The 23,778-nt window shown below is 50.0% G+C and carries 18 protein-coding genes; 7 read left to right on the forward strand and 11 right to left on the reverse strand.

The annotated features are described in order from the left end of the window. Positions 1 to 327: 327 nt before the first annotated feature. On the reverse strand, positions 328 to 1,974 hold the full coding sequence (locus IPN95_20595; protein ID MBK9451768.1) for a choice-of-anchor B family protein: 1,647 nt from the start codon (positions 1,972 to 1,974) through the stop codon (positions 328 to 330). Between the two features lie 296 nt (positions 1,975 to 2,270). Here IPN95_20595 and IPN95_20600 point away from each other — a divergent pair, with 296 nt between their 5' ends. The 4 genes from IPN95_20600 (at position 2,271) to IPN95_20615 (ending at position 9,833) form a co-directional block, all read left to right on the forward strand. Continuing rightward, positions 2,271 to 5,195 (forward strand): M1 family metallopeptidase, encoded by a 2,925-nt coding sequence (locus tag IPN95_20600; GenBank protein MBK9451769.1) that lies wholly within the window; start codon positions 2,271 to 2,273, stop codon positions 5,193 to 5,195. Continuing rightward, positions 5,195 to 5,965 (forward strand): SDR family oxidoreductase, encoded by a 771-nt coding sequence (locus IPN95_20605; GenBank protein MBK9451770.1) that lies wholly within the window; start codon positions 5,195 to 5,197, stop codon positions 5,963 to 5,965. The genes IPN95_20600 and IPN95_20605 overlap by 1 nt, the downstream gene beginning before the upstream one ends. Before the next feature lie 78 nt (positions 5,966 to 6,043). Then, positions 6,044 to 9,088, forward strand: coding sequence for an SAM-dependent DNA methyltransferase (locus IPN95_20610; GenBank protein MBK9451771.1), 3,045 nt, complete (start codon positions 6,044 to 6,046; stop codon positions 9,086 to 9,088). After that, on the forward strand, positions 9,051 to 9,833 hold the full coding sequence (locus IPN95_20615; GenBank protein MBK9451772.1) for a hypothetical protein: 783 nt from the start codon (positions 9,051 to 9,053) through the stop codon (positions 9,831 to 9,833). The genes IPN95_20610 and IPN95_20615 overlap by 38 nt, the downstream gene beginning before the upstream one ends. Here IPN95_20615 and mtnA read toward each other — a convergent pair whose 3' ends face one another. The 5 genes from mtnA to IPN95_20640 form a co-directional block, all read right to left on the reverse strand. Next, complete coding sequence (gene mtnA / locus IPN95_20620) at positions 9,834 to 10,952, reverse strand: S-methyl-5-thioribose-1-phosphate isomerase (GenBank protein ID MBK9451773.1); 1,119 nt, start codon at positions 10,950 to 10,952, stop codon at positions 9,834 to 9,836. Between the two features lie 204 nt (positions 10,953 to 11,156). Continuing rightward, positions 11,157 to 12,206, reverse strand: a complete 1,050-nt coding sequence (locus tag IPN95_20625; protein ID MBK9451774.1) for a T9SS type A sorting domain-containing protein — start codon at positions 12,204 to 12,206, stop codon at positions 11,157 to 11,159. 123 nt (positions 12,207 to 12,329) lie between these two features. Then, on the reverse strand, positions 12,330 to 13,205 hold the full coding sequence (locus IPN95_20630; protein MBK9451775.1) for a zf-HC2 domain-containing protein: 876 nt from the start codon (positions 13,203 to 13,205) through the stop codon (positions 12,330 to 12,332). A gap of 5 nt (positions 13,206 to 13,210) precedes the next feature. Then, entirely contained in the window at positions 13,211 to 13,774 is a 564-nt protein-coding gene (locus IPN95_20635; protein MBK9451776.1) for a sigma-70 family RNA polymerase sigma factor, read from the reverse strand. Positions 13,775 to 14,032: 258 nt separating this feature from the next. After that, a complete protein-coding gene (locus tag IPN95_20640) occupies positions 14,033 to 14,932 on the reverse strand; it encodes a hypothetical protein (GenBank protein MBK9451777.1) in 900 nt (299 codons plus the stop codon). Positions 14,933 to 15,087: 155 nt separating this feature from the next. Between IPN95_20640 and IPN95_20645 the strand changes: the two genes are divergently transcribed. Further along, on the forward strand, positions 15,088 to 15,522 hold the full coding sequence (locus tag IPN95_20645; GenBank protein ID MBK9451778.1) for a DUF4440 domain-containing protein: 435 nt from the start codon (positions 15,088 to 15,090) through the stop codon (positions 15,520 to 15,522). A gap of 13 nt (positions 15,523 to 15,535) precedes the next feature. On the opposite strand, the gene IPN95_20650 is transcribed toward IPN95_20645, so the two are convergent. Next, positions 15,536 to 16,894: an alkaline phosphatase family protein gene (locus IPN95_20650; GenBank protein MBK9451779.1), complete on the reverse strand. Its 1,359-nt coding sequence runs from the start codon at positions 16,892 to 16,894 to the stop codon at positions 15,536 to 15,538. Positions 16,895 to 17,038: 144 nt separating this feature from the next. Here IPN95_20650 and IPN95_20655 point away from each other — a divergent pair, with 144 nt between their 5' ends. Beyond that, on the forward strand, positions 17,039 to 19,114 hold the full coding sequence (locus tag IPN95_20655) for a T9SS type A sorting domain-containing protein (protein ID MBK9451780.1): 2,076 nt from the start codon (positions 17,039 to 17,041) through the stop codon (positions 19,112 to 19,114). Between the two features lie 3 nt (positions 19,115 to 19,117). Here IPN95_20655 and IPN95_20660 read toward each other — a convergent pair whose 3' ends face one another. From IPN95_20660 to IPN95_20675, 4 genes are all read right to left on the reverse strand, one after another. After that, on the reverse strand, positions 19,118 to 19,408 hold the full coding sequence (locus IPN95_20660) for a prolipoprotein diacylglyceryl transferase (protein ID MBK9451781.1): 291 nt from the start codon (positions 19,406 to 19,408) through the stop codon (positions 19,118 to 19,120). Next, positions 19,405 to 19,944 (reverse strand): hypothetical protein, encoded by a 540-nt coding sequence (locus IPN95_20665; GenBank protein ID MBK9451782.1) that lies wholly within the window; start codon positions 19,942 to 19,944, stop codon positions 19,405 to 19,407. The genes IPN95_20660 and IPN95_20665 overlap by 4 nt, the downstream gene beginning before the upstream one ends. 77 nt (positions 19,945 to 20,021) lie before the next feature. Next, positions 20,022 to 20,990 carry a hypothetical protein gene (locus tag IPN95_20670; GenBank protein MBK9451783.1) on the reverse strand — a complete coding sequence of 323 codons (969 nt, stop codon included), beginning with the start codon at positions 20,988 to 20,990 and terminating at the stop codon, positions 20,022 to 20,024. Next, complete coding sequence (locus IPN95_20675) at positions 20,990 to 22,438, reverse strand: MBOAT family protein (GenBank protein MBK9451784.1); 1,449 nt, start codon at positions 22,436 to 22,438, stop codon at positions 20,990 to 20,992. The genes IPN95_20670 and IPN95_20675 overlap by 1 nt, the downstream gene beginning before the upstream one ends. Before the next feature lie 41 nt (positions 22,439 to 22,479). Here IPN95_20675 and IPN95_20680 point away from each other — a divergent pair, with 41 nt between their 5' ends. Beyond that, a complete protein-coding gene (locus IPN95_20680) occupies positions 22,480 to 23,754 on the forward strand; it encodes a glycosyltransferase family 4 protein (GenBank protein ID MBK9451785.1) in 1,275 nt (424 codons plus the stop codon). Positions 23,755 to 23,778: the final 24 nt, after the last annotated feature.

Consider the following 23,778-nt stretch of genomic DNA (forward strand, 5'->3'; position numbering starts at 1 on the left):
TGGTGCTGTTTTCGGCGGGAAAAGCCATAACTTTTGTACGCAAAGTATTTTACTTTTTCCCAAATCTTTCACAGAATCGGGTCAGGGCAGCAGCAAGACAATCCCAAGTCTTGTTTCCTGGCCCGGTTCGCTTTTTTTACCCCTCTGCCTCCAAACATGTCCTGAGCCGCCAAAAATCGTCCCGGTACGTTTACTTGCCACGAAAATCGTTTTCTGAGCGACCCAAACAGGGATAAACGGATGCCAAAGAAAAAAAGCGAGACCATCGGAATCGCTTCTTCTCAAGACTGAAATTGAACAATATTCTTGGGAGATTGGGGGAGGATTTTACCTCGCAATCATGATTTTTTGTTCCAAACGGGTGGATCCGGAGGATAGACTCATCAAATAAGTTCCGGCGGCCCAAGAAGAACTTGGCAGTTCGAAATCTGCGACACCTGCCATCAGGGTCAATTTCTGACTGTAGATGTTGCGCCCCATGAGGTCGACGACTTCCAAATCGGCAACGGATGATTCCAGCGCCTCGATGCGAAGCGTGACAGATTCGCCAGCTTCGGAAGGATTGGGATAGGCCGTAAGGCTGAAGATGCCTTTGCCAAAGTCGACCTCTGCAACCTCGCCGTAAGAGAAGTTGCCGTCAAAGTCATTTTGGCGAAGGCGATAGAAGCTGCGACCAGGGAGTGGAGCATCGTCAAAAGCCGAATAGGCGCGAAGCGAGGTACTGTTTCCTGCAGCTTCCACCTCTGTCAAAGGTTCAAATTGCTCACCGTTTGCAGAACGCTCCACAGTGAAGCTGCGGCAACTCACTTCTGATTCCGTCGACCAATTCAAATGAACACGATCCTGCAAAACATCGGCCTCGAAATTGACCATGTTGGCGGGAAATACTGTATTGAATTGCAGGACAAAAAGGCCATTTTCGGTATCAGAGATCAACATGTTTCCCGAAGGCAATGGCGGATGGACACCCCAAGCCCCAAACATGCCCGTGTAGGTAGCATTCGAATTGGTATCGTAGTAGCCCACCCGATCAGGTGCTCCGGAATTGCTCACATTCCAAATTTGAAGGCCGTCCTGATAATAGGAGATATATGCGTAGTCGCCCACGACCACGACGTTGTGCGCAATACTGTTGGTGTGAGCGGGAGCAAGCAATGCAGACCTGAAATTGCTTTGCCATTGAATGTTGTAAGGATCGGCCAAGGAACCCACATGAACTCCCTTGTCTTGGGTTTCGTCGATCCAGACCATCGATTTGTTGTTTGCTGCTCCCCAGCCTGCATGTGAATATCCGGCTTCAGGATAACCAAAAAGAAAACCCAATGCATAGGGATTGCCAAGGTTGACCAGATCAAATGAGCTGAGTCCATTGTTTCCCATGAATGCATACAAGGTGTCGTTGTGGACGTAAGTATCATGCGTATAAGCACCCAAGAAAAAACTTGCAGCCAAGGTCGGGGCAGCTGGATGTCCAAGAATGTCCAAAATGATCACGCCATTCATCTGCGTATTGGCTCCGGAAACATAGATACGTCCAGATTGGGAGTTGATAGTCAGTGTATGGGCAGTGGTAAAAAAGGCATTGCTATTGAAGACAAGCGTCGGTGCCGCTGGAAGTGCTGTCAAGTCAAACACCTGCAATGTACTCCCAGCGCAGTTGTCAGAAATCACATAAAGGAAATTCTGGTATGTCGCAAAATCGCGCCATATCGTTGAAACGCATCCGCTGTTGAGTTGCGTGATATGCACCATTGCTGACGGATTGGTGATGTCGATCACATGAACACCAGCCGTAGAACCGATGAATGCATACTCGCGACCACCGGCAGCATAGCCCCAAACATCATTGTATTGATATCCGGAGACCATTGGCAACGCATTGTTGTCCCAATTCCCACGCAGCACCACATTCATGCTGCCCTGCGCCTTCACCAAGTTGATCGCCAAAATCGCGAGCAACAACGATGCTATCAACCCTTTCGATACGAACCTATTGTAAACAGCTTCCATACCAACAACCCTTTCTTTGACTAGACCCACACCCAACTGAAGACTTACGTCAGAAATCCACCCTGCAGTTCCTACCTAATTCTGACCGTTTAACTTAGGCGCTCTTCCGTTCAAAGCGCCACACCAACACCCTTATTTTCTATCCTCAAGTTAGGGAGAGAAAGTCCTGAAAACAAATTAAATTCCTCTTAAATGTAAGAAATTGGGCGATTCTGACTAGATTTGAGCTGGATTTTTATCATTTGATCAGGTCTGTTACCATGAAAAAAACGCTGTTCGCCCTACTTTTTATCCTCTTCACCTCGATTTTGGCGCATTCCCAAACTGACTACTTTCAACAAGAAATTGTCTACAAAATCAATGTGCGGCTTGACGATAATTTGCACTTTTTGCATGCAAATGAGGAATTCACCTATACCAATCGCTCCCAAGACACCCTCGACACGCTTTTCATTCACCTGTGGCCCAATGCCTACAAGGACGAAACTTCGGCTTTTGCCCGTCAAAAGCTTGAAGATGGAGATTTGAAGTTCCATGATGCAGCCTCCGAAGACCGTGGTTTCATTGATAGCCTGAACTTCACCGTGGATGGCAAGCCAGCAACTTGGTCCAATTGGCAAGGCAATCCAGACATCGCACAATTGGCTCTGCCCTCCCCCCTGCTTCCCGGTGGTAAAATCGTCGTTGCGACCCCATTCAGAGTCAAAATCCCCATTTCATTCTCCCGATTGGGGCATGTAGGACAGCAATACCAACTCTGCCAATGGTATCCAAAGCCAGCAGTCTATGACCTTGAAGGTTGGCACCCCATGCCCTACCTCGACCAAGGAGAATTCTACAGCGAATTTGGAACGTTTGATGTCAAAATCACGTTGCCTCGCAACTATGTCGTCGGTGCCACGGGAGACCTTCCCGAAAATGATCCTGAAATTGAATGGCTCCAAGAAAGGGAACGCAAATCCCATGAAATGTTTGACTTACCGGTTGCAGAGGCCGTATGGAAACCCGAATTCGCTCCTGACGACCTCAAAACCCTGCATTTTCACCAAGAACGCGTCCATGACTTCGCCTGGTTTTGCGACAAAAACTACTACGTGTTGGCAGACACCGTGAACCTGCCCGTTTCCCGAAGGCCCGTGCGCTGCGTTGCCATGTTTACCAACCTCGACCGCAACTTGTGGGAGCGCGGCCCGGAATATGTCGCCAAGGCAGTTTTCCACTATTCCAAGTGGAACGGCGACTATCCCTACAACCATGCCACGGCGGTCGATGGCGCTTTGAGCGCAGGCGCGGGGATGGAATATCCCAACATTACCGTGCTCGGCGCGGGTGGCAGTGCCTCCAACCTCGAAATGGTGACGATGCACGAAGTCGGCCACAACTGGTACTACGGCATCCTCGGCTCCAACGAACGTGCCCATCCTTGGATGGATGAGGGACTTAATACCTTCTTCGAAAGCCGTTATTGGAAGGAATTGCACAACGATAAAATGAATCTCATCCCTCAAGGGCTGCAAGATCGCCTCGGATTCAATTTCACACATACTTTTATGAATCAAGAGGGCTATCGTTTGTCCGCAGCACAAAACGTAGATCAGCCCGTCGAAGGACATTCGGCAGAATACACAAGCACCAACTACGGCGTCATAGTGTACATGAAATCCGGACTTTCCTTCAACTACCTCGAGGACTATCTCGGCCGTGAAAAAATCGACAAATGCTTCCATACCTATTATGAAAGGTGGAAGTTCAAACATCCGCAGCCCGAGGACATCCAAGCGGTGTTTGAAGAAGTCAGCGGTGAAGACCTCGATTGGTTTTTTGACGCCTACCTGAATGGCAAACACAAGGTGGATTTCAAGATCACGAAGCAGAATGAGAACACCTTCACCATTTCCAACAAATCAGGTACGGCCTTGCCAGCTTCGTTGTCCTTGCTCGATGACCAAGGCAAGGTGATTTCGACCTATTGGACCAAGCCGTTTCTGAAAGACACCACGGTCACGGTCACCGAGCAAGACTTCACCGCAGCCAAAGTCAATGCGAACGGAGAAATTCCCGAGCTGAAGGAATTCAACAACAGCTATCGGAAGGGCCTTTTCCCCCACCGCAGGCCATTCGCATTGGATTTCCTCTACAAATTCCCTTCACCTGACAAATTCCACCTCGGACTCGCCCCTGTCATCGGCTACAATACCACGGACGGTTTTATGGGCGGATTGCTGCTCTACCACAACCTGTTCCCCGAACGTCCATTTTCCTTCCATGTCATGCCGATGTTTGGATTCGGGAATTCTCATGTCGTCGGCAGCACAGGCTTCACCTACAGGTGGTTGCCGAGCAAAGTCTTCCGCAAAATCGAATTGCAGGGCAAAATGTCTTCCTATTCGACCTTCTTACGCATTCGTCCGAGCTTGACCTTCCACATGAACAAAGCCCTCGAACGCAGCCCTTTTACCAGCAGCTTGAGCTTGCAGGCGCAGATTCTGGCCAGGCGTTTCGACGATGGTCCCTTGGCACCCGACGATTGGTACCTGCCCGTCTATGGTGCCGCAAAATGGAATACGCAGGCGCATACCGTACTTTCCGACTTCGAATTGGCTGCCGAATTGGGTGGAAACATTGCAGAACCCGTCGGCAGAGCCTCCATCGAAGGCAGTTACGCCCGCCGCATCCTCAAGAAAATGCGTGGATCCGTTCGCGTCTTCGGCGGATTTGCCATGGCACCCAACGGCACACCTTATTTATTGCAATACCGTGTCTCGGGCAGCAGCGACCCCTTCGGAGAAAACATCCTCTTTGACCGTGCGCAATCGACATCTTGGCTGAGCCACCAAATCACGCGCGACCATGGCGGCTTCAGCAGCTTGACGGGACGCAGCTTTGACCAAGGCCTTCTCAGCGTCAACGGCAACCTGCGCCTCCCGGGCAAATTCTTGTCCATTTTCGGGGATTTTGCCGTGGGCACTTCCCGATTCTTTGTCGTTGGGGAGCCGAATGCCTACTATGACCTGGGCCTTCGCATCAGCATTTTGAAAGAATCGCTGCAATTCAACTTTCCGATTGCCGGCACCGTCTTTGGCGGGCTTCCGAGCAGCGGCAAAGTATGGTGGCAGGGCGTCAATTTCAGCATTGACCCGCTCAAATCGATTCGTGGACTGGGCCGTGGCTTGATTTCATTCTAATGGCAACGACGATCGACCTCACAGGGCAGCGGATTTTGGTGACCGGCGCAAGCCGGGGAATCGGAGCCGCGCTTGCACGCCACCTGATGGATTCGGGTGCGACGGTTTGCCTGCATTACAACCGTCAAAAATCAGCCGCAGAGGCGATTCTGAAAGGAAACACCACCAATTCCTGTATGGCGCAGGCCGACTTGGCGGATCCTGCGGCTTGCACGAAGCTGTTTTACGAAGCCGTCATGAAAATGGGCGGCCTCGACGGACTCGTCAACAATGCCGGTGTCGCCTACCTCTCCCCCATTGCTGCGCCCGATGCCGATTGGCTCGAGGATTGGAACCGCACGATGGCGGTCAATTTGAATGCTGCAGCGATTTTGTCGCGGCTCGCGATCCTGCATTTCCAAACAAATGGCGGCATCGGCGGCCGCATCGTGCATATCGCCTCCCGCGCCTCCTTCCGTGGCGACACCCCGGAATACCTCGCCTACGCTGCAAGCAAGGCGGGCATGGTCGCACTGCACCGCTCCATCGCAAGGGGATTCGGCAAACGCCAAATCAAAAGCTTCCTGATCGCACCCGGATTCGTCCGAACCGACATGGCCCAAGACTTCATGGACGAATACGGCGAAGACTACGCCCTCAACGACATCGCCTTGCCCAAACTCACGGAGCCAGCAGACCTCGCACCGATGGTCACATTGTTAATGAGTGGCTTGGCAGATCATGCGACGGGGTGCACGATTGATGTGAATGCTGGGAGTTATGTGCATTGAGTGTTTTATTAGTATTTTTTCCCATATATTTAGCATTATTTTGAATTAACTTGCACCGTGTCCTCGGCGAGAGAAATATTGACGCAAGCGCTGAAGCCTTTTGGGATGGATCCAGAGGTGGAGGGCTTGTACTTTATCGAGGATAGAGAAATCCACAAGAAACAGCCGAGTCTGTTTTTGGCGCTTGAGATTGCAGAACGATATGGAGCTGATGCGGTTTACTTGCGTTTCTTTGAAGATGTCAATCGCCTTCCAAAGCCAGAAGTCTATGTTTATTATCAGCAAGACTTTTCTCCTGACAGTGAAGCGAAAATCAAAGAACGAATTCGCAAGGTGTGGAACGCTGGTTTTGTACAACAATGCTATTTCTTCTCTCCGACCGAAGCCAAGCTTTATAATGGTTGGGAAATGAAGCCCAAAGGGTCAGAGTTCTTACCCATTCCGCTCGAAAATCCATTTCGTTGGAATGATCCAAAATCGCAGAAGCTCATCGATCAGTTCCAAGCCAGATTATTGGACACCGGACTATTTTGGGAAACTGCAAAGGGGAAATCATTTAAGCAAAAGGGTACAGCTTACCACCAACTGCTGGAATCCGTAAAAGGTGTGCGTGCAAAGCTGGTTGCACAATTTCCCGAGCAAGAAGCCATCGTCAAGCGCTTGCTTGTGATGACCATTTTACTTCGATATCTTGAAGATCGCGGTGGCGAGCAATCTGCGTTAAAGCCAAAAGAATTCTTTCCTGATTTCTGTGGTAAGTTACCGCCTTCCTTGGGTTCGGTCTTTAGAAATGAGTTCGAATGTCTTAAGATGTTCAAAAGGCTTGCCGAAAAGGATCATTTGAATGGTGAGATTTTCCACCTTCTGCCAGCTGAGATAGATGCGATCAAGAAATTGGACTTAGAGTACTTCGCAAAATTCGCAGAAGGCGATATTAGCTGGTGTACCAAAGTGAAGAATGAAAAAGGGCAACTGAGCCTTTGGAAATGGTATTCATTCGATGATCTCCCTATCGAACTCATCAGTCATATCTACGAAGATTTTGCCGTTGGGAAACAGGAAGATGGCTCAACCAAGGCAGAAGGCGTCGTTTATACACCACCACAACTGGTTCAGTTCTTGCTCGATGAGGTTTTGCCACTCAACAATCAAACAAAACGAAATCCACGGATTTTGGATCCTGCGTGTGGGTCTGGGATTTTCCTGGTAGGAGCCTACAAGAGACTCATACAACTTTGGAGATTGGACAATGCCTGGAAGAAGCCTTCCAAGAAGGAAATTCCTGTCCTACAAAAATTGCTGAAAGACTGCATTTTTGGTTGCGATATCAATACAGAAGCCACACGGCTTACATATTTCTCGCTTAGCCTTGCGCTGTTGGACGCATTGTCCCCGAATGAGATATGGGAAAATGTCCATTTTGAGAACCTGACAAGCATTGGGAAAGTTGGTGATGATTTTGACGCCAATCTTTACGATAAGGACTTTTTTAAGGTCGTCAGTAGATTGGGTAGGTTCGACTTGATCATCGGGAATCCTCCATTTCTGTCCGAACTCACCGAGGATGCAGAAACTGTAGCTTCCAAACTTAAAGACGAGATAGGGCTTCCCAAAATCCCAGACAACCAAATTGCACTTTTGTTTTTGGCGCAATCACTTGAAATGCTGGAGGAAAATGGAAAATGTTGCCTTGTGTTGCCATCGGGACCTTTGCTCTACAACAACGGCGCTCATGGTTTTCGTCGTTATTTGATCGAACGACACAAATTCAGAACGATTTTTGATTTTACACCCCTTAGGAGTTCGTTATTTTCGAGTAGTAGCACCAAGGCCAAGCCTGCAGTCATTGCAGCAATCATTGACAATTCGATCGATAAGCAATCTGGCATAGCACACGTCATCATTCGCAAGAATTCCATGGCGGAAGAAAACGTGGGTTTCGAGACAGATACCTATGATATACATTGGGTTTATCGGGATGAGGCATTGGATTCGGATCGTATATGGCAGGCGAATTTTATGGGTGGAGGAAGGCTGGCGTTTTTGGTGAAGCGATTTGCTGGCACTCCATCCTTCGGAGATTTTCTCCTTAAGAAAGAAAAGGAACAAAATTGGGTGTACGGCGAAGGATGGCAGTTGGCAACTGCTCAGGCTCCCAATGTCAAGAAAAAACCAGTAGTTAGATGTCTTGAATTGGCTGATAAGGAAAACCGTACATCAGAAGAGGAACTTGAGGTTAGTCGACTTAGAAAATCACATGAAGGAACATGGATTACGGGCAATAATTTTCTTGAAACGGAATTCTTGACGATCAACGGAATAGACAATCGTGGAGTTGCCGTCTGTAGTGATCGGTTCTTTCATCGCCCAAGAACACGCAAACAGAAAATATTTGCCCCACCACATTTATTGATGAAGGAGGGAACCGATGATGGGGGAATGTTTGTCGGGTTGACACACGAATACCTAACATTCAAGGACAAAATTGTCGGAATTCACTGCCCTTGGAAAGAACTTGATGAGCTCTATTCAATTGAAAAGTATCTTAGGAGTCCATTTCAAGTGCCTCTGCTCTGGCTCTTTAGTGGGCAAGTTATAGGCAATAGAGAAGGAGTACCTGTCTTGGAGGATATTCTTGCCCTTCCTTATCCTCCAATTAAGTTCTACGCCATCGAAGAAATCTTACTAGAAGACATCACCAAATTCCAAATCGATTTCCGAAAAAACGGAACCAAGAGCAAGGTGCTGGAGCCGATAGCAGACCCCAATGATCAGATGCTGCAAGACTATCAGGAATGGTACCTCAAAGTGCTCAACTCAGTGTACAAAGATTTCAAACCGACTACTCCTATTTTTGGAAATGGATACATCGGTTTCGCCTTCTATCTCGGTGATGAACCACGGACGACGATGCCGAAGAATTCAAACGAATTTGAACAAAAGGTTATGCGCATTCTCCATTACCAACACTCGCATCAATTATATGTGCGCCGCATCCTGACCGTGTTTGAAGAAAATGTTGTCTTCATCTTCAAGCCCAATCAAAAACGTTACTGGACGAGATCAATTGCGATCATGGATGCTGATGAGACGTTTGCTGAATTATTTGACCAAGGATACTAAGGTGAGCCAAAATCCACATACCCCATTAGGATCGTTCGGGGATTCTAAAACGAAAGTGGAGACCTTTTCAGGGGTATTTCAATGTTTGAGGAATTCAATTCTAGATTTTGTGAAAGAGGCAAGAGAGCAAAGCCTTTGGGATGAGCCCAACCTAACACAATTGTTAGTACAAAATCTGATGGACGAGGTAAAAGAGGAATGGCTTCCTTTCTATTTTCTTAGGGAAAACCTAGAAAGGGGAGGCGGAAACTCACCATCTAATGACTTTGCCGCCTACATGTTTAGGCCGAAACGGCGCAATCAACCTCGTCAAGATGAGCAAAATCCAACCCGAATTCCGATCATTAGGTTCGAAGCAAAACGACTTGATAACAGAATTCCACCCTCTAGAATGAAGGAATACGCAATTGGTAGCTACGCTAAACCGCAAAAGCCGGAAAACACAGGCGGAATCGAGCGATTCAAAAATTTGACGCATGGTCGTAATGATTCCGACGCGGCTTTGGTCGCCTACATCCAAACTGACGACGTCTCTACATGGCTCTCAAAAGTCAATTCTTGGATCGATGCAGAAATTGCGTATCCAAATGATCCTGTATTGGTTTGGCAGGAAGAAGACAAGCTCCTCGAAGCAACAGCAAAATCACTGTTTCTAGATGAATTCACTTCCCGATCCCAAAGGCCGCTTGGAGCTCCGATCCATCTACACCATTTTTGGATCCGAATGTACCAGGCTCCAACGTAATCACGCCTTCGGCCCAAACTCCGGCCACAAGCCCAAAATCTCCCGCTCGTTTGCCCCACAGATGCCGCGCTCGGTAATCAAGCCGGTCACCAACCTCGCCGGCGTTACGTCAAAGCCGTAGTTGATCGCGGGGCTTGTCTCGGGCGTGAGGAGGACGTCTTCGATGCGGCCGTCGGCTGTTTTGCCGTCCATCCAGGTGACTTCCTTGGGGTTTCGGGTTTCGATGGGGATTTCCTTGACGCCGTCGCGCATGTTCCAGTCGAAGGTGCTGCCGGGAAGGGCCACATAAAAAGGTACTCCGTTGTCTTTGGCGGCCAAGGCCTTGAGGTAGGTTCCGATTTTGTTGGCGACGTCACCCGTCACGGTCGTGCGGTCGCTGCCGACAAAGCAAATGTCCACTTGGCCATGCTGCATGAGGTGGCCGCCGGCATTGTCCACGATCACGGTATGCGGAATGCCGTGTTGGCCGAGTTCGAAGGCGGTCAGGCGCGCACCTTGGTTGCGCGGGCGCGTCTCATCCACCCATACGTGGATGGGGATGCCCGCGTCGAAGGCTTGGTACATCGGCGAGGTCGCCGTGCCGTAGTCCACGCAGGCGAGCCATCCGGCATTGCAATGCGTCAGGATGTTCACGACGGCGCCGTTTTTCTTGCGCGAGATTTCTTTGATGAGTTCGAGGCCGTGCACGCCGATCATGCGGCAGGTTTCGGCATCTTCGTCGGCGAGTTTGTGGGCATTGGCGAGTAGACGGGCAGTTTTCTCAGCGTTGGAGCCGCCGGATTCGAGGCAGAGGAGCTGCTGCTCGATCGCCCATTTGAGGTTGACCGCCGTGGGGCGGGTGGCATTCAACATCTCGGCCTTGGCCATCAATTGACGGTCAAAATCGGAGGCGTCGCCAATCTGAAGTGCGGCGAGGTAAAGGCCGTAGGCGGCAGTGACGCCGATCATCGGCGCCCCACGGACGTGCATTTCCTCGATGGCAATCGCGGTTTCCTCGGCGGTGCGCAACGGCTCCCAAATCAAATGATGGGGCAAATGCCGCTGATCAATGATCCAGACCGTGTGCGGGTCATTTTCACGGATGGAGATGCTGCGATGATGAATGCCGTCGATTTTCATGCTTTTGCAATTGGATTTTCCCAATCAGGGCGTAAAAATACGATTCGAAGAGGAGCTACCAAGAATCCAACAACAAAAAAGCAGGAACCTAAGCCCCTGCTTTTTCAGTGTGCGTGTGCAGTGTGAGAGCGAGGAGTTTCTTTTGCGACCAAAATCGCAAGCGTTCTCCTGTCCTTATGCGCTGCCCGTGTAGGAGGGCCAATTTTAGTCCTTGAAGAGCTTGCCGGACTGTTTGGGCAAGCCATTTTTATCGAGCAGCGTATAGATGTAACAGCCAACGGGCAGGCTTCCGACATGGACTTCGGCATGGGAGCCGCTGAGTCGATGCTGCGCCACCAATCGTCCTTGCAAATCGGTGATCCGGAGGTCATACACTTTGCCGTCGGTGTCAAAATAGACACGGTCGCGGGACGGATTGGGATAAACGGAAAACGCTCTAACGGTCGGTTCCGGCTTACCGACGATCACGGGATCTTCGTAGCGAATCGTGTTCAAATTGCCGCCGATGTAGGAGGCTTGAGCGAGATAATAGCCTTTGGAGCCGTCCCACCATGTGAAGGTAGAGTCGGTGTAGACGCTATCAGAAAAGAGGCTCCAACCCAAAAAGCTATGAATCCAAATCGAATCCGTTTGGCTGTTGATCTCTTTCACACGCAGGACGTTGGTGAATGGCCCGACCGGGAGGGTCAAAGTTCCGTAACCATCCGCCAGGAGGTCGCGGTCTTGAATGTTTTTGTAACGTGCGCTGTCGACAAAAGGAATTCCGAACCCGGATGCATCCGCAGTCACGTCAATGATCGTGACATTGTTATAGGTATCAAGGTAGGTGAATGGGAATTGAGCGACACGTGATGGTGGATTTTGGGTCACGACGATTGGCGAACCGGTATTGAGCAAATCGGCGGCGAGGCCGAGCAGGTCCAAATGTCCACTAGCAGATTCGAGGAAGGCAATGCCATCGCCCAAAGAAGCTTGCTTGATGGCAAGGTTGGAAGTGGGGAAGTTGGAAGCATAGACGGATGAGGATGGCGCCACAAACCAAAGCGTATCGGTGCCATTGACGAGGAGCGTATCAAAATTCCAGGTTTGATTGGCGCCTGCCGATCCGATGCTGAAGCCTGGACTGAAGGTATCCTGAATCCCCAAGTAGAAGGTCGCACCGACTTGTCCGACTGCTGTCTGATCCAAAACGGGTTGCGCCATTGCAAAAGAGGCAAGCATGGCAAAAAGCGGAAGGAGTAATGTTTTTCTCATATCTATAAAACCAGATTTGATTTAAAGTTACCTCAAAAAAAGGTATGCACAAAAAAAGACCCGTCCTTTTTGGGAACGGGCCAAGGGTGATATGAAACTAATCTGAATTCTTGAAATCGATCTTTAGAGGTCGTTGACATCTTGAAGTGTCAGCTTGGCTTTGTTCACAAAATCGTGCTCTTCGTTTTGTGCAATTGCTTCCAAGATGGCCTTCGCTTTTTCGACTTGATCCAGCTTGAGGTAAGTCAGTGCCAAGTTGTATTCGGCATGACCTTCGGAGCCATTTTTGGCATCGATGACCTTCTGGTAACGCGTGGCAGCTGCCGTGAAGTTCTCCAAGAGGAAGTAGCTGTCACCTGCAAACAGGGCTGCTTTTGGCTGGGTGCTGAGGTCAAATTTTGAAGCGGCCTCTTGATAGTTTTTGGCCTCGTACAAATCCAACGCCTCTTGATATGTGGCTTCTGAGGCCGCATTGGGGTTTGCAGGAAGATCCGAAGGATCTGGGCTTTCCAAAACTGCTCCCCTTCTTGTGCCAATTTCCATTGCTTCAAAGTTGCGGTCGGCAATCTTTGCGCCGCTGTCTCCCATGAAAAGGATTCCAAATGTGAGAATCAATGCCAAAGAAGCTGCGATTCCAAAAAATGGAAGCGCCTTTTTGAATCCGCCGCGCGTCGTAGTGGCAACAGGAATGGCAGCGGCCTGTGGTGGGTTGATGTTGGGGCGGAATTCGATGACTTTGGCACCTTCACTGGAATCCTGCGAGACACGTTGCTCGACCAATTTTCCGACTTCCTCGACCATTTTGGCGTAGTTTTCGGTACCGGCAAGCATGATGCCTTCCAATGCTTCGTCGCAATCGGTACAGTCGGCCAAATGAAGCTCCACTTGGCGATTTTGTGCTTCAGGAAGCGTACCGTCAGCGTATTGCATCAACATATCCTGCGAGATGCATCCCGATTTTGCAAAAAACTTGCCGATTGTGTAGGGAACCTCATTCATAACGTCTAATCTTTAAGGGCTTGGGCCAAAATCAATTGCAGGTTGCGCTTCCCGTTCTGAATGTTGCTCTTCACCTGTTTCAAATCGAGTTGCGTGATATCAGCAACCTCTTTGTAACTGAGCTCCTTCAGGTAAAACAGTCTGATGCATTCGCGTTGACCGTCTTTGAGTTGTTCAATTGCCTCTAGCAAGACTTCCGATTCATCCTGCTTTTCAGTTACAAGATGCTCAAAGTCGGCACTTTCCATAAATTGATTCTCAATTTTCTCATTTTGTACGTCAACCTCGGATATGCCCTTGGTTTTGCGTATTTTCATGAGACAATGGTTACGTGCCACACTGGAAAGCCAACTTTTGAAATTCTTGATTTCGAATTCCAAAACCTTGGAAATCAATTCCTCATAGATGTCCATACTGGCATCCTTGGCCTCCTCCTTGTGCTGGAGGTACTTCATGCAAATCCCTACAACGAGGTATTTGTAGCGCTGAAACAACTTCCCAAGATACTGCTGATCCCTCGTTGCCTTATAGTGCGCAATGACCTCTAAATCCGTACTTTCGGGACTCATAGAAATGGAAGTTCCCATTCAGAAAAACTAAATTTGGTTTACCCAATCAAGGTACTACCAATACCTTGGGCCAAATTTAGCACAATCCAGCAAAACTCTATTCTGTGTTTCCCACTGATTTACCTTCGGCGAGGTTTCGGAACATCAATCCAAGTCTTGAGAGGTACAAAAAGCACAGCAGGGACGCAATGATAGCGTCCCTGCTGCGATCGGTTTGAAAAGATGGGTCGGTCGCAGGTGTACCTGCAACCTATTGAATCATACGTTGAAGGTGGTGTAGAACATCGCGCCGGAGTCGCCGCCAAGTCCATCCATGATGCCGCCTGCGCAGGTAATCTGATCCATGAACCAAACTTCGTTGCCATTCTCGGCCATCAGAAGCAGGTCTACCATGACTGCGCTCACGGTGGTGGAAACGTATCCGCTCACAGCGGTGCAAGCGTGAATGGACATGCCTACGGTTGCTGTCTTCTGCTTGGGAACGCTGATATTGAGTGTTGAGAGCAGAAACCCAATCGGACTGATGATGGTAATGTAGGGCGATGCTGCCCATACCATGCCCACTGCGCCTTGTTTCGTTGGCTTGACGGCACTGCAAAATGGCGTAGCGCTTGCAATCGAGCTGCTGCTACGGGAAGCAATCGCTGCATCGACGTAGTTGACGCCATAAGGGTTAAAATCCGGCGCAACAGAACGCTTCAAAGTACCAATGGTATCGGCAGGATTGGTGCCACCAAAGGCTGAGCTAGGCTGCAAAATCGGCGTACCGACCGGCAATGTGCTCCAGTTGGCCAACACGTGGTTGCAGCTCAAAATCACTTTGGATCCATCGGTATTGTCGGTGACCAATGCGCCGAAGGTACCTGCATAAGGGCTACCATCGCCGCCGATGATTGCACCGGGCTGCGCAGGACGGTAGCGGCCGGTGAAGCCCGTGAGCTTGATGTCACCTACTGCTGTATAGCTGACGCGTACTTCACGGCCATCGCTCAAAGCATAGGAAGCAGGGTAGTCTCCTTTGCCCATTACTTTGACATAGACTTGGATTGCACTGATTTCTTCGGTACTGCCGAATCCAATTCCTACAAAACTTGGGATGGACTTGGAAAAAAATCCACGGATCGCGGTCTTCTCGTTTTCGAAGTTCTTAATAAGCATAAAATGATGATTTTAAATAATGAGTGATTTTTCCTTGTGAAACTTGCACCGAAGAGATGCCTTCTACTCGGATTTTCCACAACTTGATGACGAATTTTATTACATTTTTTTGATTATCAATGCCCAATTCGAATTTTAATCACAAATTCATGTCCATGAAAGGGTCTATATTCTTTGTCCTGACATTTGCGACCGTCCTCGTACTTAGCGCACAAGGCATCAAACCCAAGGACAAATCCGCCATTTTGGAAATAATGGCCTCCCAAGAGATGTCCTGGAACAAAGGGGACTTGGAGGGTTTCATGAATGGCTATTGGCGGAGCGATTCTTTGCGATTTATCGGCAAAAGCGGAATTACCTACGGATGGCAACCTACCTTGGCCAATTACCAGCGCAGCTATCCTGACAAAGCCGCCATGGGAAAATTGAAATTCACGATCCTGCGCGTCGAGTCATTGGGAAAAGGTGTCGCCCATGTCACGGGTGCATGGCTGCTCACGCGCGAAAAAGATGCGCCACAAGGCTATTTCACACTGCTTTGGCGTAAAATCAACGGCGAATGGGTGATTGTTGCCGATCATTCCAGCTGAATTCCGCGCATTTTCAATCCGGAATCCAGTCTAGCTCCGTCTGTTTGATTGTGAATTCCCAAACCAAGGTTCCCGAGGCATCCCAGGTGGACAATTTGCAGGTACGCGCACCTTCTGTGCCGGAAATCCTGACTGTACCAAAGTTGTGACCCACAAATTTAGTTCCGGGGACCCGCATTGGAGGGGCAAATTCGGGGTCATCGGGCTTGTTCACACGCTTTCGCAAGGGACTCGTGAGCGGGGAACTTGTAAAATCATAGAGTGGATACAACCCGTCCTGCGTCAACTTGCAGAGTTCTGTGAAGTGCCGGTCGCCCGAAAGGAAAACCACTCCGGTGATCTTATTGGCCTTGATAAAATCGAACAGCACTTGCCGTTCAGGAAATTTGGACCAGGTTTCTTTCTGATTGGCCTCGCTCAATACTTGGCTACCCAACGCAATGAATTTGAATGGGGCTGTGCTTGCAAGCAACTTTTCTTGCAACCAGCCCATTTGCTCGGTGCCAAGCACTTGTTTGTGATCTTCAGACTCCCGAAACCACCGGTCATCGAGCATAAAAAAACTTGCATCCTGATAGTCAAAATGCGTGTAAGTACCCGCTGAGCCATTCCCGAAGTAGGGATTCGGCCAAAAATCCTTGAAGCAGCCCATGGTTGCCCCCTTGTTTTCAAAATCGCCCTCCGCATTGTCAGGACCGTAGTCATGGTCGTCGAGCATGGCCAAGTTGGGTCGCGTAGCAAGAAAATCGTTGATATGCGGGTCCAAACGTGCCTTGGTGTACTTTTCATACATCCGCCTGTCGCTGTTCCATTCGCCGTTGAGCAAATAGACATTGTCCCCCAGCCAAATCATGAAGTCTGTCGGATGGTCGCGCATCGCATCAAAAATGTCGGTGAATTGCCCCGGCTTCACCAAACGCATTGCACCCACACCATAAAAAGCACAGGACCCGACCATAAAAGACCATTCCGGCTGAACGGTTGCTGCGGCGGTTTTGATCGGAAAAGGCGCAGAAAGTCGGGTTCCATTCGCCCAAAGTTCAGCTTCGACCGTTGTTCCCGGCTCCAATCCGACCACTTCGAATGTCACTGGAATCCTTCCATTCCAACCTTTTTGCTCCTTTGCACTGAACTTATACACAGCGTTCGCAACCCGTAATTCGACTTCATCGGCATCCTTTACCATGGCCCAAACCTTGGCAGAGGTAGGAGCAATCGCACCTTGCATCGGTTTTCCGAGCATTTTGGGAACCTGCGAATAGGCCTGTATCGCAAAAAACAGCCCAAAAGTCGTCATCAACCCCAAAAGGCCGGGGTAACCCAACGGACCCCGTCGTGAATCCGAGAATAATGCAAGTTTCAAAGCCTTCATCGTGCGAATGTGGATCAAATATTTTGGCGAAGATCGCTCAAATGGCTATTTTTCCAATGGTTATCGGTATCGTATCTCTGCACTTTCGCAAAAAATCCAACGAGGATGGTTTGGAAAGGCCTTCGGAATTAGATTCTCATTGAAATGGTTACTCGGATCGCAGTTTGGCTGATGTTCGCGTGTGCGTTCTGTTTGAGCGTACCTGCCCAAATTCCTGTGTTTATCAACGAAATCCACTATGACAATACCGGTGCCGATGTCGGCGAAGGGGTGGAAATTGCAGGTCCGGCGGGAACCAACCTCGCTTGTTTCCGCATTTACCTTTACAATGGAGCTGTTCCCGGCGCAGCGGTTGTGTACGATTCGGTAATGCTCTCGGGCATCATCCCCGATCAGTGCAACGGTTTTGGCACATTGAATTTTCCGGTGAATTTGCCAGCGCAGATCCAAAATGGCAGCAATGACGGCATGGCATTGGTTTACAACCCTTTGTTTCCCGGATGCGGTCTCCCGGGCTTGCCTTACGTGGTGCAATTGTTGAGTTACGAAGGGGTCTTTACGGCGGCAAGCGGACCGGCTATCGGGATGACTTCGACCGATATCGGCGTCAATGAGGCTTCTACCACGGCAGTGGGACTTTCTCTCCAACTTACTGGAGCAGGCGTGCTCTATTCGGATTTCACTTGGGCGACGATCGGTGCGGCAACGCCAGGCGCCTTGAACAACGGCCAAACATTTGGCGGAACCGCTTGCGGAACCGGGCCTGTGATTCCAACCCGCCTGAACTTTGCATTAACGCCATCAGGCTGCAATCTTCCCGGCGGTACCTTTTCAATACAAGTTTGTGCCACCAACAACACCGGATTTACCGCGATCAGCTACAACAATCCGATCACGATCAGCTTGATAGCTGGGCCAGGTGTACTTTCCGGCACGACCACACAAGCAGCAGCATTTGGATGCGCAACATTCGCTGGACTTTCACTGAGCGCTGCAGGTACCTATCAATTCCGCGCAACAGACGGCATTTTGATTGACGATACTTCCGCATTTGTCTATATATCACCGACTTGCGCAACCTGCCCCAACCTGAATGCGGTGCTCGTAGATGCCTGTGGCGCGCAGGAAGGGCGCAATGAAATTCTGTTTTTCAACTCAGGAGACTTTGCCATTCCCGCGGATCCCAACATGTTTTCCGTGAATTATGGCTCCGGCAATCCGCCCGCGACGGGCTACCTCAACAGCATGGCCTCCAATCAGCCTTTTGTGGATGCGCTCAACCTGGCCGCAGGCTGCAATCTGTTTCACGATGCCCTCAGCAATTCGCCGATTCCCCCGAATACCAACTTCATCGTCATGAGCTATACCCCGCTCACTACCTATAATTTCAGTGCATGGTGCTCGCTGGGTTCGGTTTATGTGTTGTTCAGCAACGATCCGGATTGGGATACGACGAGTGGTAACTGGAAGAATTGCCTGGATTGCGGACTAGGCGGAAATGGGCTGGATCCGCGGTACTTCCGCACCGACTTTTCCGGCCTTGCAGGTGGCCCGACTTGCGATTTCACCTATAACTATACCCCCTGTTCAGATTTGCTCTGCATGGGCAATGGCGATGGGATTGATTTTGGCTATGGCGGCGGCACACCGACGGCAACTTGGAATGAATGCACACCCACCAATGTACTTGCGGCAACGTACGGGCGCAACCTGCAAGCGCGACGCGTAGAAAAGGACGTGTATTTGGATTGGCAAACGCTTACCGAATCCAATTCAGCGCAGTTCAGGCTGGAACGCGCCGCAAAACCCACAGGCCCATTTTCGGAGATCGGCGTTGTAGCTGCAGCAGGCGTATCTTCTGAACCTCTTAACTACCAGTGGATTGATCGTGACGTTTCCCGGCAACAAATCTGGTATCGTTTGACAGAAGTCGATGCAAATGGCCAATCCACCGTTTCAGAGGTCGTTTTGGTAACAGGATTGCCTGATTTGGGCGCCCTCGAAATCGCCACAGAAGGCAGAACATTCACCTTTGACATTCAAGGGAACGGTGCCGTTCGGTTGGATCTCTTTGACATCACCGGCCGACAGGTCAGGCAACGCACGGGGGTCGCAGGTCGCTACCCATTGGACCTTTCAGATCTGGACGAAGGCGTCTATTGTTACCGGATTTTGGTCGGGATCAAGGCCTATTCTGGCAAAATCGCCATCACGCGATAGGCTTCAAGGCTTTCTGCGCGTCCAACCGGTCATTTTGCGCCATGTGCGCCTCTGTTTTTCCCGGAAGTAGGTGAATTTTCCGAAAAGAAAGGCGAAACAAAGGAGCAGCACATTGTAAACAGGCAACAATGCCACAATCCAAAGCAGCCAATAGGCCAAGGAAAAGCGCTCGACCTCCAACCATTCAGTGAGTAACCGCCCAATACGGGCTACGCTCAACCCTGTACAGCTGAATACCAGCAATACCAAGATCACGTGCACCACTTTGTTTTGGGACCAAGCCTTCCAACTCATCCGGCAGAGATTTGGTCCATTTTCAACTTCGTTTTTTTCAGGTCATTGCCAGCTTTCAGGGCCACCATCAGCCAAACGACAGCCGGCAATGCCAGTAATCCCACGATCATCAACGGCATTTTGAACAAGGCTGCGACGATGGGGAACACCACCAAAACGATCAAAAACATCCAATTGGCTTTTACGGTGCGTTGCAGCAGCTTGAGTTTGAACGGAAGCAAAGCTTCCAGGACATTGTCGAGGTAGGCCGGCATGCCGGGCAAGAAATGGAATTTCCGCAAGGCGCGGTAAAATTCCCAGGCCTTGTCGACCGGTTCATAAGGATTGCCCTTGCGAGGGCCAGGCTGCTCCAATTCCACAAGAATGGCTTCCATTTGGGCGACATTGGCGACGACAAGGTCGAGTTCCGCCTCATCAACATTCGTGTATAGACGCTGCTTGCATTGCGCGCACGCAAACCGCAAGCTGTCTTGTGTGGCATGGCAGCTGCCGCAATCCACCCGAAATGATTTTTTCCTGCTTTTTGGGGATTTCATGGTAATCTAAGCCTTGGCAAGATAGCAGCTTTTTAGAAGTCCACAGAAAAACCCTTGCAAGTGCCTGATTGTTTCATTCAAGGGAGTTTTGCGAGCTGACTTGTAAGCCAATCGCTGAGGTTTCGTGCGCCTTGCATGTTCAGGTGGCTGTGATCCATGTGCAACTTAGCATTCCCGAAAACAGAGTCCGGCGGAATCCAAACAGGTCCGAATTCCTTGAAAAAAGCCATTTCTTGAGGCGCGTTTGTCGGTGTGCCGTATTCGGGGAGGTAGAGAAAGATGATTTCTGCGCCATTTTGCTTGCAAAGTTCGGCCACCTGACGGAAATAGTATTTGGTCGGTCGCGTTGCGGCATCGTAGATCCACCGCGCGATTCCTTGGGGAAGCTGGGGTTTCAAGGCGGTTTGCCTTTTTCCCTTCACCTTTGCCATCTCAATCGAATCAGCGACCATGTCATTGGCGACCACCATAAAACTGTGGAGGCTGTCATTGAGAAAGTCTTCGAATTTTCGTTCGATTCCCAGGAAATGCTCCCGTTGATAGACCAGTCGGTTCCAGCCAAGTTGTGAGATGTCAGCCCAATAGTCGCTGTTGGCCCAAAGCGGGGCACCGAAAACGTCCGTTGAGGTTGCCATATAAGGAAAGTGAAAATGACTGTTTTTGGCCATCTCTGTGCTCACCTCCACAATCAGGTATTTTGGCTTTTTGTGTGCGAAGATATCCTTGGTAATCAGCCAATGCAGATTTTCACCCAATCGACATACCCCGAAGTTGGCGATTTGCATGTCGCGGCCAAACTCCGTTTTGACCCGATGCTGCAACAACGAATCATTGACATCACACATGGTTTTGGAAGTGCCCACAAAGGCAACATCCACCGGCATTTTGGACTCGTAAAGCCTCCGGTACATCCATCCGCCCGTGCGGCAATCCTTTTGGATCATGTTGTAGGAATAGGCCTTTTCCGGTTCCGAAGCCAATAACCAAGTCAGCACCCCCAAAAATGGCAGCCCGAAAAGCAGGATATTTCGGATGAATTTGCGCATCAAAACTGAAAATAGATAAACTGTTGCGGGGTGCCGTAGGCACCCAAAACCAGCAGCCAGACAATCAATCCGTAATAAAAGCTCCAACGAATGAATTTCGGCATGCGCGCGAACCGGTCATCGATTCGGGTGAAGTCAAAAAGGGCATCCGTGACAAACAGAAAGCCAATCAGCAAGGAAAAATAAAACATCACCCAGCCCACAGGCCAAACCGTTGAAAGGTCTGCGGTGATACCTTCAAACATTAAATTCGAAGGGAAATTCAAATTCCCGAGCCCCTGAAACATGCGCTTCAAAGTCGGCAAATCGCCTGCCCGGAAAAAAATATAGCTCCCGAATGCAATGAAAATCGCGATCGGTTGCATGACCATCCGGGGAAAGCGTTCCGGAAGTTTGAACCAACGTTCGATGGTAAACCAGATTCCGTGGACCGCTCCCCAGAGTACATAAGTGATGGACGCACCATGCCAGAGCCCCGAAAGCAGGAACACAGCCATCACATTGGCCATTTGCCGCGCCTGACCTTTGCGGTTGCCCCCCAAAGAGACGTAGAGATAATCCCTGAACCAAGATGTCAGGGAAATATGCCAGCGCTGCCAGAAATCCTGCAGGCTACGCGCAAAATAGGGTCTTTTGAAATTGTGATTCAGTTCAAATCCCAGCAACCTCGCGCATCCCATGGCGATGTCGCTGTAACCGCTGAAGTCACAATACAGCTGAATTCCGAAGAAAAACACTGCCAAAGCCACGTCCAAGGCACCCACGGGGACCGTGCTGCCAAAAACGAAGTTGACATAGGGCGCCAAGGCGTCGGCGATCACGATTTTTTTGAATATTCCCCAGAGAATCAGCCGCAGCCCCACCACAGCCCACGGATAGTCAAACCTCCGCGGTGCCAACATTTGCGGCAAGAGATGCGAAGCCCGCTCAATCGGGCCGGCTACCAAGGGCGGAAAAAAGCTCACAAACGCAAAAAAGGCAATGGGATCGCGCGTGGGCACGAGTTTGAGTCGATAAACGTCGATGGTATAACTCAGCGTCTGAAAAGTATAGAAGCTGATGCCCACGGGCAACAGGATTTTCAGCGTAGGCATGTCGGCATTGAATCCGAGGGTAACCAGCAGATTTTCGAGCCCTTCCGCAAAAAAGTCGAAGTATTTGAAGGTGCCCAGCATGCCCAAGTTCATCAAAAGGCTTACCATCAGCACCCATTGCCGCTTTCGCTTGCCTTCGGTTTTACCTAGTTTCACCCCTACCCAATAGTCGACGGCAGTTGCTGTAAACAGTAACAGCAAAAAACGCCAATCCCACCAGCCGTAGAAGAAGTAGCCGCTCAGAATCAGGAAAACATTCTGTGCACGAAGCCCGCTTTTCCATTTGCCCATCCACCAGTAAAGCCCAAAGACCACCGGCAGAAACAAGGCAAAAACAAGCGAGTTGAAGAGCATGGCCGAATTTAGCAGGGTTTGTTGAAATTACAGGCTTGGGCATGGATTTGATGCGGACAAGCTGGGTGCAAGGTCTCTTCGACCTTCAAAATCCTTATCTTGCCGGCACGATGCGCATCGCTGTCCTCTCCGATCCCAACAATTTCCATACCCAGAAATGGGTCAAGGCGCTCCAAAAGGCAGGTGCAGAGGTGGTCGTGATGAGTTTTGACCCTTCGAATGCGACCGAATTTGAAGCGATTCAGTTGAAACCGCCGGTCGGGCGGGGCAAGGGCTACAGCTACTTGGATTACCTGCGCGGCGGCAATGTGCTCGCAATGGCGCTCAAGGAACATCGCATTGATGTATTGAATCCGCTGAATGTGACCCCGTTTGGGGTTTGGGCGATGCAATCAGCGTTCCATCCTGTTGTTGCCTGCGCCTTTGGGGCAGACATCCTCGAGTATCCGCCTGACTATCATCGATCCAACGCAGCACAAGGACGAAGCTGGGATGCACTTACCCACAAAAGCACGCGCATTGAAAGGTGGAAATCGAGGCTCAAATACCGCTTCTACCGCAAGAAGGTAGCCCAAGCACTTCAAAACGCTGATTGGGTGACCGGCGACAACCAATATTTGGTGGATTGCATGGCCGAATGGTTTGCCGTTCCCCGCACAAAAATGGAGGTGTTGCGCTGGGGGGTGGAACCGGAATTGTTTGAAGTGAGCGAAGCGGAACTGCAAAAAACGCGCGCGTTGTTCAGTATTCAGCCGCTTCAAAAGGTCGTTTTGAGTCCACGAGGCCTGAAACCGATTTACCAAGCAGATATTATTCTGGAGAGTTTTGCAAGATTGTTGGAGCAGGGACATCAAGACACCGTTTTTATCATGCTCGGTGCGGGATATGCGGTCTCGCCAGAAGTAAGCATTCGCGCAGAAAAACTGGCTAAATCCTATCCCAATTTCAGGTATGTCAAGACTGCCCTTCCGCGGGAAACGATGCATGCTTTGTGGCGACTTACTGACGTTTTTGTCTCTGCACCTGTCTATGACGGCTACTCGGCGGCCTTGGCTGAAGGTCGATATGTCGGCGCTATTCCCGTCGTCAACGACATTCCAGCGCACCGCGAATTGATTTTACACGGGCAGAATGGTTGGATTTGTCATCCATTTACGGCCGACAAACTTCACCATGATCTTGAACATTTGCTTCAACATACGGCAGAATTCCATTCAACCTTCGCACAGACAAACCGGGAATGGATCTTGCAACACTCCCTCATGGAAACCAATGCCAGACGATTTCTTGAAATCGTTTCCCTGCGTTGCTTATGATTGTTCGCAGCCAACCAGGGTTAC

This window comes from Bacteroidota bacterium (assembly GCA_016718825.1).
Taxonomy (GTDB): Bacteria; Bacteroidota; Bacteroidia; order J057; family JADKCL01; genus JADKCL01.